The sequence below is a fragment of the Geodermatophilus obscurus DSM 43160 genome, assembly GCF_000025345.1.
In the GTDB taxonomy this organism is placed as follows: Bacteria; Actinomycetota; Actinomycetes; order Mycobacteriales; family Geodermatophilaceae; genus Geodermatophilus; species Geodermatophilus obscurus.
On the sequence record NC_013757.1, the window covers coordinates 1,151,911 to 1,165,022 of the forward strand.

At 76.1% G+C, this 13,112-nt stretch carries 12 protein-coding genes; 8 read left to right on the forward strand and 4 right to left on the reverse strand.

Translation table 11 applies throughout. The features are described from left to right. Positions 1 to 64 precede the first annotated feature (64 nt). Entirely contained in the window at positions 65 to 1,168 is a 1,104-nt protein-coding gene (locus GOBS_RS05425) for an alpha/beta fold hydrolase (protein WP_012947291.1), read from the forward strand. Positions 1,169 to 1,355: 187 nt separating this feature from the next. Here the strand turns inward: GOBS_RS05425 and dapD are convergent, their stop codons facing one another. Continuing rightward, entirely contained in the window at positions 1,356 to 2,330 is a 975-nt protein-coding gene (gene dapD, locus GOBS_RS05430) for a 2,3,4,5-tetrahydropyridine-2,6-dicarboxylate N-succinyltransferase (protein WP_012947292.1), read from the reverse strand. 233 nt (positions 2,331 to 2,563) lie between these two features. On the opposite strand from dapD, the gene dapE reads away from it, so the two are divergent. From dapE to GOBS_RS05450, 4 genes are read left to right on the forward strand one after another with little or no spacing between them, the layout of a single operon-like run. Continuing rightward, entirely contained in the window at positions 2,564 to 3,670 is a 1,107-nt protein-coding gene (gene dapE, locus GOBS_RS05435) for a succinyl-diaminopimelate desuccinylase (RefSeq protein ID WP_049788151.1), read from the forward strand. Next, positions 3,667 to 4,506, forward strand: coding sequence for an LOG family protein (locus GOBS_RS05440; protein ID WP_012947294.1), 840 nt, complete (start codon positions 3,667 to 3,669; stop codon positions 4,504 to 4,506). The genes dapE and GOBS_RS05440 overlap by 4 nt, the downstream gene beginning before the upstream one ends. Before the next feature lie 30 nt (positions 4,507 to 4,536). Then, positions 4,537 to 4,914: a DivIVA domain-containing protein gene (locus GOBS_RS05445; RefSeq protein ID WP_012947295.1), complete on the forward strand. Its 378-nt coding sequence runs from the start codon at positions 4,537 to 4,539 to the stop codon at positions 4,912 to 4,914. Then, positions 4,907 to 5,374: an SRPBCC family protein gene (locus tag GOBS_RS05450; RefSeq protein WP_012947296.1), complete on the forward strand. Its 468-nt coding sequence runs from the start codon at positions 4,907 to 4,909 to the stop codon at positions 5,372 to 5,374. Before GOBS_RS05445 ends, GOBS_RS05450 begins: the two co-directional genes overlap by 8 nt. Positions 5,375 to 5,384: 10 nt before the next feature. Here the strand turns inward: GOBS_RS05450 and GOBS_RS05455 are convergent, their stop codons facing one another. From GOBS_RS05455 to GOBS_RS05465, 3 genes are read right to left on the reverse strand one after another with little or no spacing between them, the layout of a single operon-like run. Then, positions 5,385 to 5,723 (reverse strand): hypothetical protein, encoded by a 339-nt coding sequence (locus GOBS_RS05455; protein ID WP_012947297.1) that lies wholly within the window; start codon positions 5,721 to 5,723, stop codon positions 5,385 to 5,387. Positions 5,724 to 5,727: 4 nt separating this feature from the next. Next, positions 5,728 to 6,459, reverse strand: a complete 732-nt coding sequence (locus GOBS_RS05460) for a cytochrome c oxidase assembly protein (RefSeq protein ID WP_166487298.1) — start codon at positions 6,457 to 6,459, stop codon at positions 5,728 to 5,730. A gap of 5 nt (positions 6,460 to 6,464) precedes the next feature. Beyond that, on the reverse strand, positions 6,465 to 6,920 hold the full coding sequence (locus GOBS_RS05465; RefSeq protein WP_081448808.1) for a DUF2243 domain-containing protein: 456 nt from the start codon (positions 6,918 to 6,920) through the stop codon (positions 6,465 to 6,467). Positions 6,921 to 7,005: 85 nt separating this feature from the next. Between GOBS_RS05465 and GOBS_RS05470 the strand changes: the two genes are divergently transcribed. The 3 genes from GOBS_RS05470 to GOBS_RS05480 all read left to right on the forward strand — a co-directional run bounded on the left by GOBS_RS05470 (position 7,006) and on the right by GOBS_RS05480 (position 13,023). After that, positions 7,006 to 7,911 (forward strand): DMT family transporter, encoded by a 906-nt coding sequence (locus tag GOBS_RS05470; RefSeq protein ID WP_012947300.1) that lies wholly within the window; start codon positions 7,006 to 7,008, stop codon positions 7,909 to 7,911. A 117-nt stretch (positions 7,912 to 8,028) separates the two neighbouring features. Further along, on the forward strand, positions 8,029 to 12,417 hold the full coding sequence (locus GOBS_RS05475; protein WP_012947301.1) for a fibronectin type III domain-containing protein: 4,389 nt from the start codon (positions 8,029 to 8,031) through the stop codon (positions 12,415 to 12,417). A 36-nt stretch (positions 12,418 to 12,453) separates the two neighbouring features. Further along, complete coding sequence (locus tag GOBS_RS05480; protein ID WP_041241908.1) at positions 12,454 to 13,023, forward strand: DNA-3-methyladenine glycosylase I; 570 nt, start codon at positions 12,454 to 12,456, stop codon at positions 13,021 to 13,023. Positions 13,024 to 13,112: the final 89 nt, after the last annotated feature.

A 13,112-nucleotide genomic window follows, 5' to 3' on the forward strand; every position in this document is an offset into this window, starting at 1 on the left:
AGGTGCTGCCGCGGGGAGGTGTCCGTCGCTACGGTGTCCCGCCAGCCACCTGCGAGGAGACCGCATGAGCGACGCCCTGCTGCCCGGCACCACCGCGACCCGGGTGCCCACCGCCCGGCTGACCCAGAACGTCCTGCACCCCGAGGGGGTCGACCCGGCCGGGCCGGGGGAGCCCGTGCTCTTCGTGCACGGCAACGTCAGCTCGGCGCTGTTCTGGCAGCAGCCGGTGCTCGCCCTGGCCGAGATCGGCCGGGCGCGGCCGCTCGCGGTCGACCTGCGGGGGTACGGCGACACCGACCCGCTGCCGATCGACGCGCGGCGCGGGGTGCGGGACTGGGCAGACGACGTCGCCGCGCTCGTCGACGCCCTCGGCCTCGACCGGGTGCACCTGGTCGGCTGGAGCATGGGTGCCGGCGTGGTGCTGCAGTACCTGCTCGACCGGCCCGAGCGGGTGGCATCGGTGGCGCTGGTCGCGCCGGTCTCCCCGTACGGCTTCGGCGGGACCGCCGGGCCGGAGGGACGACGGCTGTCGGAGGACGGCGCGGGCTCCGGGGCGGGCGCGGCCAACCCGGACTTCGTGGCAGCGCTCGCCGCGGGCGACACCACGGCCGACCGCCCGACCAGCCCGCGGTCGATCCTGCGCGCCTTCTACGTGGCGCCCGGGTCGCTGCCCATCGACCCGCAGCTCGAGGACGTGTTCGTCACCGCGATGCTCTCCACCCGCACCGGCGAGGACCACTACCCGGGGGAGGCCGCCACCTCTCCCACCTGGCCGGGTGTGGCACCGGGGGAGCGAGGGGTGCTCAACACGATGGCGCCGACGGTGTTCGACGTCTCCGGGATCACCGACCTGCCGGTCAAGCCGCCGGTCCTGTGGATCCGCGGGGACGCCGACGCCATCGTCTCCGACGCGTCGCTGTTCGACCTCGCGCAGCTGGGCGCGCTGGGCGCGGTGCCGGGCTGGCCGGGCGCCGACGTCTGCCCGCCGCAGCCGATGGTCGCCCAGACCCGCGCCGTCCTGGACCGCTACGCCGCCGGCGGCGGGACCTGTCAGGAGGTCGTGCTGCCCGGTGTCGGGCACTCCCCGCACGTCGAGCGGCCGCAGGAGTTCATCGTCGCCCTGCTCGAGCACCTCGACGTCCCGGCAGCCGTGCCGGGGGACGCCTGAGGGCCGCCCGGCCCGGGCCCGGCCGGCTCCGTCCCCGCCCCGCCCCGCCCCGCCCCGAGGAGCGTGAGGTGCTGGAACGGCCACCCGTCAGGGGCCCGCTGGCCCCCTGCAGGAACCCGCGCCGAGCTTGCGAGGGGCGGGGGCAGAGGGTCCTTCCCCGAGGCGTGGGGAGAAGGGTGGTCCTCCTTCAGTTGGCGTGCAGCTGGGCGTTGAGCTCGCCCCAGGTGCCCGTTCGGGGCAGCGCCTCCAGGGCACCGGAGACCGAGTTGCGGCGGAACAGCAGCCCGTCGCGGCCGGAGAGCTCGGCGGCCTTGACCACCGAGCCGTCGGGCAGGGTCACCCGCGAGCCGGCGGTCACGTAGCAGCCGGCCTCGACGACGCAGTTGTCGCCCAGCGAGATGCCGATGCCCGCGTTGGCGCCCAGCAGGCAGCCCGAGCCGATCGAGACGACCTGCTTCCCGCCGCCGGAGAGGGTGCCCATGATCGACGCGCCGCCGCCGATGTCGCTGTTCGGGCCGACGACGACGCCGGCGCTGATCCGGCCCTCCACCATCGACGGCCCGAGGGTGCCGGCGTTGTAGTTGACGAAGCCCTCGTGCATGACCGTCGTCCCCTCGGCGAGGTGGGCGCCCAGCCGCACCCGGTCGCCGTCGGCCACGCGGACGCCCGAGGGGATCACGTAGTCGACCATCCGCGGGAACTTGTCGACGCCGAACACCGTCACGTGGCCCAGCGCCGCGCGCAGCCGGTGGACGTTGAACGTCGCCGCCTCGACCGGGCCGGCGCTGGTCCAGGCCACGTTGGTCAGCAGGCCGAAGACACCGTCCATGCTGATGCTGCGCGGGCTGACCAGCCGGTGCGAGAGCAGGTGCAGCCGCAGCCAGACGTCGTGGGTGTCGACCGGCGCCGCCGCGAGGTCGGGGATGACCGTGCGGACGGCGATCACCTCCACACCGCGGGACTCGTCGCGGCGCACCAGGCCGCCGTAGTCCGGGCCGAGCTCCCCGGAGATCTCCAGCGCGCCCAGCCGGGTGGTGCCCGGGCGCGCGCCCGCTGGTACCCCGAGTCGCGGCTCGGGGTACCAGGTGTCGAGCACCGTGCCCGCGGGGGTCACGGTGGCCAGACCGGCGGCAACGGCGGAGTGCGGGGCGGAGTCGGTCACGGCGACGACGCTACCCAGCGCTGGTCGCAGTCCCCCGGCGTGGTCCGGGACGCAGAAGGGACCTTCAGCACGCTCGTGCTCTGCCCACCAGGGCGGGCAGAGCACGAGCACCCCGGGGTGTACCCGGTCGCTTCCCGGCTCCGTCGCGGCGGAGGTGAACGGTGGGCGACGGGCCGGCGCCGCTGGCGCGCTGCGTCAGCCCACCTCCGACACCGCCCGTAGGCTCGGGAGTCGTGACCGACCTGCCCCTGCTCGACCCCGCCGCAGACGTGCTGACGCTCACCCGCGCACTGGTCGACGTCCCGTCGGTGTCGGGCAGCGAGGGTGCCCTGGCCGACGCGGTCGAGGCGGCGCTGCGGGCGCTGGGCGGTCTCGAGGTGGAGCGGGTCGGCGACGCCGTCCTCGCCCGGACCGACCTCGACCGACCCACCCGCATCGTCCTCGCCGGTCACCTCGACACCGTGCCGATCGCCGACAACGTGCCCAGCCGGCTGGAGGACGGCCGCCTCTACGGCTGCGGCACCAGCGACATGAAGGCCGGCGACGCGGTGATGCTGCGGCTGGCCGGTCGCTTCGGCGTCCCGGGTGCTGCGCCCGCGCACGACCTCACGTTCGTCTTCTACGACAACGAGGAGGTCGAGGCGGCCAAGAACGGCCTCGGCCGGGTCGCGCGCGAGCGCCGCGGCTGGCTGTACGGCGACCTGGCGATCCTGCTCGAGCCCACCGACGGCGAGATCGAGGCCGGCTGCCAGGGCACCCTGCGGGCGGTGCTGGAGGTGCCCGGCCGGCGCGCGCACAGCGCCCGCAGCTGGCTCGGCGTCAACGCGATCCACGGCGCGGCCGGCATCCTCGCCACCCTCGCGGCCTACCGGGCGCGGGAGGTCGACATCGACGGGTGCGTCTACCGCGAGGGCCTCAACGCCGTCCGCATCGAGGGCGGTGTCGCCGGCAACGTCATCCCCGACGCCTGCACGGTGACGGTCAACTTCCGCTACGCGCCCGACCGGGACGAGGACGCCGCCGAGGCGCACGTCCGCGAGGTCTTCGCCGACGCGCTCGCCGCCGGCGTGACGCTGACCGTCGTCGACAACGCCGGCGGTGCACTGCCGGGCCTGTCCGAGCCGGCGGCTGCGGCCTTCGTCGCCGCCGTCGGCCGGCCGGCGCGGGCCAAGCTCGGCTGGACCGACGTCGCCCGCTTCGCCGCCTTCGGCATCCCCGCCGTCAACTACGGCCCCGGCGACCCGCAGCTGGCCCACACCCGCGAGGAGCACGTCCTGGTCGACCGGCTGCAGCCGGCCGAGGACGCGCTCGTCGCCCATCTCTCCGGGAGTTCTGCATGACGACCACGCCCGAGCCCGCCGGCGGCCGCAAGCCGCGGCCCACCCGCCACCGCGGCCCGGTGATGCTGCGCGGCGGTGAGCCCGACCCCCGCCTGCAGGGGACGACGACCGACGCGCGGCTGCTCGACCGCCGCGGCCCCACCGACTGGGTGCACACCGACCCGTGGCGCGTCCTCCGCATCCAGAGCGAGTTCGTCGAGGGCTTCGGGCTGCTGGCCGAGCTGCCGCGCGCGGTGAGCGTCTTCGGCAGCGCCCGCACCCCGCAGGACTCGCCGCACTACGCCTCCGGCGTGGCGATCGGCGCGGCGCTGGCCGAGGCCGGGTACGCGGTCATCACCGGCGGCGGTCCGGGCGCGATGGAGGCGGCCAACCGCGGCGCGTCGGAGGCCGGCGGGCTCTCGGTCGGCCTGGGCATCGAGCTGCCGTTCGAGCAGGAGCTCAACGAGTGGGTCGACGTCGGCATCGCGTTCCGCTACTTCTTCGTCCGCAAGACGATGTTCGTGAAGTACGCGCAGGCCTTCGTCATCCTGCCCGGCGGCTTCGGCACCCTCGACGAGCTCTTCGAGGCGCTCACCCTGGTGCAGACCCGCAAGGTGACCCGGTTCCCGGTCGTGCTGTTCGGGTCGGAGTACTGGTCGGGCCTGGTCGACTGGCTGCGGACGACGATGGTGCCCGCGGCCACCATCAAGGACAGCGACCTGGACCTGTTCACCGTCACCGACGACGTCGACGAGGTCGTGCGGATCGTCCAGGAGGCCGAGAAGGCACGGCAGGCCGGCGACAACGGCGGCGGGATGCGTGCCTTCCCCATCGACGACGCGCCGAGCGACGCGTGACGACAGCCGGGGGAAGGGACTGAGGTCGAGGTGCTCGAGGCGGTCGTCTTCGTCCTCACCGTCGCGGTGGTCGGCGGGCTGCTGTTCCTCGGCGGCTCGGTGCTGCTCGGCCGGGGGGAGACCCAGCCCCCGGCCGACCCCGACCGCTCGCCGCTGGAGCTGCCCGAGGACCGGCCGGTCACCGCGGACGACGTCCGCGGGGTGCGCATGTCGGTGACCGTCCGGGGCTACCGGATGACCGAGGTCGACTGGCTGCTCGAGCAGTTGGCCCGGGCACTCGAGGAGCGCGACGCGGCGACCGCGGCGCTGCGCGCCCGGCTGGAGCAGTCCGGGCACCCGCCCGGCACGGACGCCGCCCCGCCGTCGGGCGCGGGCGCTGGTGGGAACGGAGCGCGCGCCGATGCGTGAACTGGTGGAGACGGTGGTCGTCGACGCGCCGCCGCAGCAGGTGTGGGCGGCGCTCACCGACTGGACCCGCCAGGGGGAGTGGATGCTGCTCACCGACGTGGAGGTCACCGGCGGGGACCCGCACGCGGTCGGGGGCCGGCTCGCGGCCCGCACCGGCCTACCCGTGCGGGGACGGCGCCTGGGCGTCCTGGACACGATGGTGATCACCGAGTGGGACCCGCCGCGGCGCGCCGTCGTCCAGCACACCGGCCGGATCGTGCGCGGGCCGGGCACCTTCGAGGTCGCCCCCCAGGGCGCGGGTTCCCTCCTGACCTGGACCGAGCAGCTGTGGCTGCCCTTCGGCCCGCTCGGGCAGCTGGGCTGGCCGCTGGTCAAGCCGGCCGCGGTGGCGGGGATCCGCCTCTCGCTGCACCGCTTCGCCGACTTCGCGCGCCGCTACACCGGCCGGACCGCCCGCTGAGCCCCGACGGTCAGGGAACGGCGCCCCGCCGGGTGCGGGTGAACGCGAGGGCCTCGCGGGCCAGCGGCAGGTCGGTGTCCGGCTCGCCGTCGGCCAGCGCGACCCACTCGCGGTAGGGCCGCCCCCGGCCGCCGAACGGCCCGCCGCGCCCGTCGGCCAGGAGCCCGGCGACGCGGTCCGCGGGCAGCGTGAGCACCAGCGCGCCGCGCACCACCATCGCGAAGGCCGCGCCGTCGACCTTGAGCGCCCGCGAGCCGAACCGGCGGGGGCCGCTGGTGTCGGGCGGGGTCACGCCGGGCTCGCCGGCGAGGGCGTCGGCGAGGGCGGCGAGGCGGTCGGCGGCATCCACGCCCTCATGCTGGCTCGGCGACGGCGGCCGTGGGCGGTCCGGCGGCGCGGACGGCGGCGCGGCTGACGTACCAGCGCCGCCACAGCACCCCGGCGACCACCAGCGTGACGACGGTGCCGCCGTCCCACATCAGCCGGGCGCCCTCCGCGGCGAACGGCACCCCCGGCAGGGCAGTGGCGTACAGCCACTTCGCCAGGACGTCGTGCGCGGCCGCGCCGGCGGCCAGGGCGCCGGCGCGCACCCCGACCCCGCGACGGTGCGGCGCCGGGTCCACGGCCAGCACCGCCGCGGTCGCGAGGTACCCGCTCACCAGCACGTGCAGCGCCACGAGCGCGGCCAGCGCCGGACGGTGGACGACGGCGGCGTGCAGACCGGTGCCGTACAACACCCACAGCCCGGCGGCGTTGGCCGGGACGGCGACCAGCGGGTCGGTCGCCCACCGCAGCGGCGGGGACCGCAGCACGCGGCTCAGCCGCCGGGCCGCCACGACCGGCAGCGCCCGCAGCGCCAGCGTGACCGGGGCGGCCAGCACCAGCAGCAGCGGCGCCACCATGCCCAGCAGCAGGTGCCCGGCCATGTGGAGGCGCAGGTCGCCGTGGGCGGCGGAGAGGACGGACCCGGCACCGGCCGCGGCCAGGCCGGCCAGCCAGGACACCGTCCGGAGGAGGGGCCACGGGGTCCGCCGGCCGGCCGCGACGTGGAGTGCGCCGGCGCCCAGCAGGACGGCGACGCACACGGCGGTCACCGGACGGCGCGGCGGCGGGCCCGGACGAGCAGCGCTGCGCCGGCCAGGAGCAGCACGACGGCTGAGGCGTTCCAGGCCAGGTCGTAGCCGGTGAGGTCGACGCCGTAGCGGACCTGGTGCACCCGCAGCAGCTTGTGGTCGACCACGCCGTCCCAGAGCTGGAAGGCGCCGGCACCCAGCAGCACGAACGCCCACCAGCGGACGGCGTCGAACGCGCCGCGGCGGCGGAGGTCGGCCAGCAGCGCCAGCCCGGCGACCACCGCCGAGAGCGTCGCGGCGTGCAGCAGGCCGTCGGAGACCAGGCCGGCCGTGCCCCCGGCGCGGTCGTAGAACGAGTGCCAGGCCAGGAGCTGGTGGAAGACGATCTCGTCGACCGAGCCCATGAGACCGGCGCCGACCAGCAGCCCCGAGGCCGCCGGCCGCCGGCCGGGCACGGGAGGGGCAGCGCTCACCGTCGGGCGGTGCCCGGTGCGGAGGCCGGGAAACGCCCGGGCAGGATGGCGGGGTGCGGGAGTGCGGCGGGGCGCGGGGGCAACGGTGAGCCGACGGGGGTGGGCGCTGTTCCTCGCGATGTCGCTCGTCTGGGGCGTGCCGTACCTGCTGATCAAGGTGGCCGTCGAGGAGCTGCCGCCGGTGGTCGTGGTCTTCGGCCGGTGCGTGCTGGGGGCGGCGCTGCTGCTGCCGTGGACCGTCGCCCGCGGCCAGTTGGGCCCGGCGCTGCGCCGCTGGCGGCCGCTGCTGGCCTTCACGGTCCTGGAGATGACCGGCCCGTGGCTGCTGCTGGCCTACGCGGAGCAGACGCTGTCCAGCTCGCTCACCGGGCTGCTCGTCGCCGGGGTGCCGTTCGTCGCCGCGCTGGTCGGCCGGCTGACCGGAGGCGAGGACCGGCTCGGCCGGGTGCGCCTGCTCGGCATGGGCCTGGGCGTGGCCGGCATCGCGGTGCTGCTCGGTCTGGACGTCGAGGGGATCGCGCCGCTGCCGCTGCTCGCGGTCGGGCTGGTCGTCGTCGGGTACGCGACCGCGCCGCTCATCGTCGAACGGTCGCTGCCCGACGTGCCGGGGGTGGCCGCGAGCGCCGTCGCGCTCACCGTCACCGCGGCGGTCTACGCGCCGTTCGCCGTCCCCCGGCTCGACGAGGCGGCGCGGGCCCCCGCCGACGCGCTGCTGGCCGTGCTCGTCCTGGGCGTCGTGTGCACCGCCGTCGCGCTCGCGCTGTTCTTCGCCCTGATCCGCGAGGTCGGCCCGCAGCGGGCGCTGGTCATCACCTTCCTCAACCCGGCGGTCGCGGTGCTGCTCGGCGTGCTGCTGCTGGACGAGCCGTTCACCCTCGGCCTGGCGGTCGGCCTGCCGGTCGTGGTGCTCGGCTGCGTGCTGGCCACCCGCCGCAGCCCAGTGCGCCGGGCCCGTGCCGAGCTGGGGGACGTGGACGCCGCCGTCCCCTGATTGCCCCGTCCGGGCGGGATGCCCTCGGGCTCGGCTCAAGCAACGGCCCGGTGCGTGTCGAGGACGACTCAGGCACCCGCCGGTCCGCGGGGGTCCTCGGCAGGAGGGACGCGACAGATGCGGGACGTCGGCGCTGCTCAGCGGGCGGCCGGGCGCTCCCGGAGCCGCCTGCTGCGGCTGCTGGCCGTCGTCCTCGCCGTGCTGACCGTGGCGCTGGGCGGGCAGCCCGTGCCGGCACCGCGGCTGGACACGGTCAGCACCCAGGACCCGGCACCGCCGGAGAGCGTCGTGGTGACCCCGGCCGACCGCGCGCTCGCCGTCTCCTGGTCCGCGTCGGCCGAGACCGCGACGAGCGGGTACCAGGTCTTCGTGAACGGGGAGACCCAGCCGCGGGTCACGACGAACGCCTCCACCAGGACCGCGACCCTGACCGAACTGGTGAACGGTCAGCAGTACACGATCACCGTCCGGACCGTGACGACGGGGACGGTCCTGCTGATCCCCACCACGTACGTGGGCCAGCCCAGCGGCCCCGTCCCCGGCACGCCGCGGGACACCGTCGCACCGGCCGCCCCCACTGGGGTGAGCGCTGCCCGCGGCGATGGCCGGGTCACGCTGTCCTGGACGGCCAACAGTGCCGACCACGATGCGGACGGCTACCGCGTGCTCCGCGACGGCGTCGACGTCAGCCGCCTGCTCGCCGGGCGCGCTACCGCCGGCTGGACCGACACCGGGCTGCTCAACGACCGCACCTACGTCTACACGGTGCAGACGCACGACACGTCGGACAACTGGTCGGCCTCCTCGGCGCCCGCGGTCAGCGCGACGCCGACCGACCTCACCGCGCCCGCGGCGCCGACCGGCCTCGTCGGCGGCCGGGGGGACGGCCGGGCCGGCCTGTCCTGGACGGCGAACACCGAGCCCGACCTGGCCTCCTACCGGGTGCTGCGCGACGGCGTCGAGGTCGCCACGGTCACCGGCACGACGCACCTGGACCCCGGGCTGGTCAACGACCGGACGTACACGTACACGCTGGTCGCCGTCGACGGCCACGGGAACCGGTCGGCGCCCTCGGCCGCGGTCCAGGTCACGCCCACCGACCTCACCCCGCCGGCCGCGCCCACCGGGCTGACCGCCGTCCGCGGCGACGGCCAGGTGACCCTCTCCTGGACGGCGAACGCCGAGCCCGACCTGGCCTCCTACCGGGTGCTGCGCGACGGCGTCGAGGTCGCCACCGTCAGCGGCGCGACGACGTACACCGACACCCGGCTGGTCGACGACACCACCTACCGCTACACGCTGGCCGCGGTGGACACCCACGGCAACCGGTCGACCTCGTCGGCCGCGGTGACCGCGACCCCGCACGAGCTCAACGCCCCGGCGCCGCCCACCGGCGTGGCCGCCACCGCCTCCGACCGGCGGGTCGACCTGTCGTGGACGGCGAACGGCGAGACCGACCTGGCCGCCTACCGGGTGCTGCGCGACGGCGCCGTCCTGGCCACGGTGACCGGCGCGACGACCTACACCGACACCGCCGTGGTCAACGACACCACCTACGGCTACGCGCTGGTCGCCGTCGACACCCACGACAACGCCTCCGCCCCGTCGGAGACGGTGCGCGCGACGCCCGCGGACCGCACCGCCCCGGCCCGGCCGACCGGCTTCACCGCCACCCGCGGCGACGGGCGGGTCGACCTCACCTGGACGGCGAACGGCGAGACCGACCTGGCCGCCTACCGGGTGCTGCGCGACGGCGCCGTCCTGGCCACGGTGACCGGCGCGACGACCTACACCGACACCGCCGTGGTCAACGACACCACCTATGGCTACGCGCTGGTCGCCGTCGACACGTCCGGCAACGTCTCCGCCGCCGCGACGGCGTCGGCCACGCCCACCGACCTCACCCCGCCGGCCGCGCCCCGGGGCGTGACCGCGGTGGAGAGCGGTGGCCGGGTCAGCCTCTCGTGGACGGCGAACGCCGAGCCCGACCTCGCCGGCTACGTCGTGCTGCGCGACGGCGCGGAGATCGCGAGCGTCGCGGGGACGACCCACGTCGACGGCAGTCCCGTCGACGGCGCCGCCCACAGCTACGCGGTGGTCGCCGTCGACACCCACGGCAACCGGTCGGCCTCCTCCACCGCAGCGACGGTGGCCCCGGCGGACCGGTCGGCGCCGGCCGCACCCACCGGGCTGGTCGCCACCGCCGGCGACGGGCGGGTCGCGCTCTCCTGGACGGCGAACACCGAGCCGGACCTGGCCGGGTACGTGCTGCTGCGCGACGGGGTGCAGATCGCCACCCCGATCGGCACGACGTACACCGATCCCGGGCTGGTCAACGACCGCAGCTACGCCTACGCGCTGGTCGCCGTGGACGCCGGCGGCAACCGCTCCGACGCCGCGACCGCGAGCGCCACCCCCACCGACCTCACCCCGCCGGCCCGGCCGACCGGGTTCACCGCCGTGCCGGGCGAGGGGCGGGTCACGCTGACCTGGACGGCGAACACCGAGCCCGACCTGGCCGGGTACGTGCTGCTGCGCGACGGGGTGGAAGTCGCCACCCCGACCGGCACGACGTACACCGATCCCGGGCTGGTCAACGACCGCAGCTACGCCTACGCGCTGGTCGCGGTGGACGCCCGCGGCAACCGCTCCGCCTCCGCGACGGCCGGCGCCACGCCCGTCGACCTCCCCCCGGCCGTACCGGAGGGGTTCACTGCCGTCGGCGGCGACGGGGAGGTCGCGCTCACCTGGACGGCGAACACCGAGCCCGACCTGGCCGGGTACGTGCTGCTGCGCGACGGGGTGCAGATCGCCACCCCGACCGGGACCACCTACACCGATCGCAGGCTGGTCAACGACCGCAGCTACGCCTACGCGCTGGTCGCCGTGGACGCCGGCGGCAACCGCTCCGACCCCGCGACCGCGAGCGCCACCCCGGCCGACCTCACCCCGCCGCCGGCGCCGACCGGCGTGGCCGCCGTCCCGGGGAACCGGCAGGCCGAGCTGCGGTGGGACGCCGGGGGCGCCGACGTCGTCGAGCACCGGGTGCTGGCCGCCGACGGGAGCACCGTCGCCACCGTGCCGGCGCCGGGGACCTCGGGAACGGTGACCGGCCTGGCCAACGACACGACGTACGCGTTCACCGTCGTGGCGGTCGACGCCGCGGGCAACGTCTCGGCGCGCTCCGCCGCGGTGTCGGTGACCCCGGCCTACGCCGTCGTCCCGGCCGAGGGGGCGGGGGAGAGCGGCGGCGTGGCCGCGAGCAGCGACGGCCGGTTCGTCGTCGTCGGCACCCGCGCCCGCCTCGAGCCGTCGGACACCAACACCGCCTACGAGCTGTACGTCGTCGACCGCACCGCCGGCACCCGGACGCGGATCGCCCCGCTGCCGGCGACCGCCACCGGCGCGGGCGACGCGACCAACACCAGCGTCCCGGCGGTCAGCGACGACGGGCGCTCCGTCGTCCTGGCCACGACCGCGGCCCTGGACCCGCGCGACACCAACGGGCTGGCCGACGTCTACCGGTTCGACGTCGCCGCCCGCAGCTGGACCCTGGTGAGCGCCCCTCAGGGCGGCACCGCCTCCCCGTCGGTGGCCGGCACCGTGCTGCAGCCCGCGGCGTCGGTCTACGCCACCGGCCCGTCGGTGGCGGTGTCGGGCGACGGCGACCTGGTGCTCTTCTACTCGGCGCGGGCGGACCTCGTCGCCGGCGACAGCAACAACCGGGTCGACGTCTTCGCCAAGCGGCTCTCCGACGGGACGGTCACCCGGGTCTCCACGACCACCACCGGCGGCGAGCTCAGCGGCCCCGCCACGGGCCCGGCCCTGGCGCTGACCCCGGACGGCCGGTTCGCCGTCTTCGGCGCCGACAGCGCCTCCGGCGTGGTCGCCCACCGCAAGACGCTGTCCGGGGCGGGCGCGGGGGAGCTGCGGGTGGTCTCCCAGGTCACCACCTCCACCGGCCGGATGCTCCCGTTCGCCGTCTACCGCGACACCGGCGACCTGGCGGTCAGCGACGACGGGCGCTACGTCGCCCTGGTCACCAGCAACCGCGTCACCACGAACTTCCCCGCGCAGACCTGGTCGACCGGGCTGGCGTACCGCGTGGACACCGTCACCGGCGCCGTCGTCCCTCTGGGGACGGGGCAGACGACGGTGTGGGAGCACCAGGTCGAGCTCGACCCGACCGGCCGCTACGCCTACTACTCCACCGCCGCGGCCGCGCTGCCGGCCGACACCAACGGGCACACCGACCACTACCGGCGCGACCTCGACGGCGGCGTCGCCGGGCCGCTCGTGCTGGTGACCGCCGACGCCTCCGGGCGGCCCACCACCGGCCCCACCGGCGCGATCACGCCGGCCGAGTACGGGCGGCTGCTGGCGGTCACCGGCGACCGGGTGCTGGTGACGACGTCGCAGCCGCTGACCGCGTCCGACGTCAACCGGCTGCGCGACCTCTACACCAAGGACCTGCGGACCGGTGCCGTGGGTGTGGGCCTGGGCTGACCACCGTCGTCAGTGCCGGTGGCTAGCGTGCCGGGCGTGGACGAGCGCACCCGCTGTGCAGGGCTGGTCAGATGTGCATGGGGCGACAGCGCCCCCGAGTACGTGACCTACCACGACGAGGAGTGGGGGACGCCGCTGCACGGCGACGACGCCCTCTTCGAGCGGCTCTGCCTCGAGGCGTTCCAGTCGGGGCTGTCCTGGATCACCATCCTGCGCAAGCGCCCCGCGTTCCGGGCCGCCTTCGCCGGCTTCTCGATCGACGCGGTGGCCGAGTTCGGCGCCGACGACGAGGCGCGGCTGCTCGCCGACGCCGGCATCGTCCGCAACCGCGCCAAGATCGCCGCCGCCATCGGCAACGCCCGCGCCGCCCAGCGGGTCCCCGAGGGCCTGTCGGCGCTGCTGTGGTCCTTCGCGCCGACGACTCCGCGGCCCCGCCCGGCCACCCTCGCCGACGTCCCGGCGACCAGTCCGGAGTCGACCGCGATGGCCCGCGAGCTGAAGCGCCGCGGCTTCGTCTTCGTCGGCGCGACGACCGCCTACGCCCTCATGCAGGCGACGGGGATGGTCGACGACCACGTGGCCACCTGCTTCCGTGCGACCCCGTGAGACGGCCTGCTGCAGGGTCCCGCCGCGGCCCCGTCCCGAGGCCGGCCCCTGCAGGGTCCCCCCACGAGCCTGCGAGTGGTGAGGGGAGG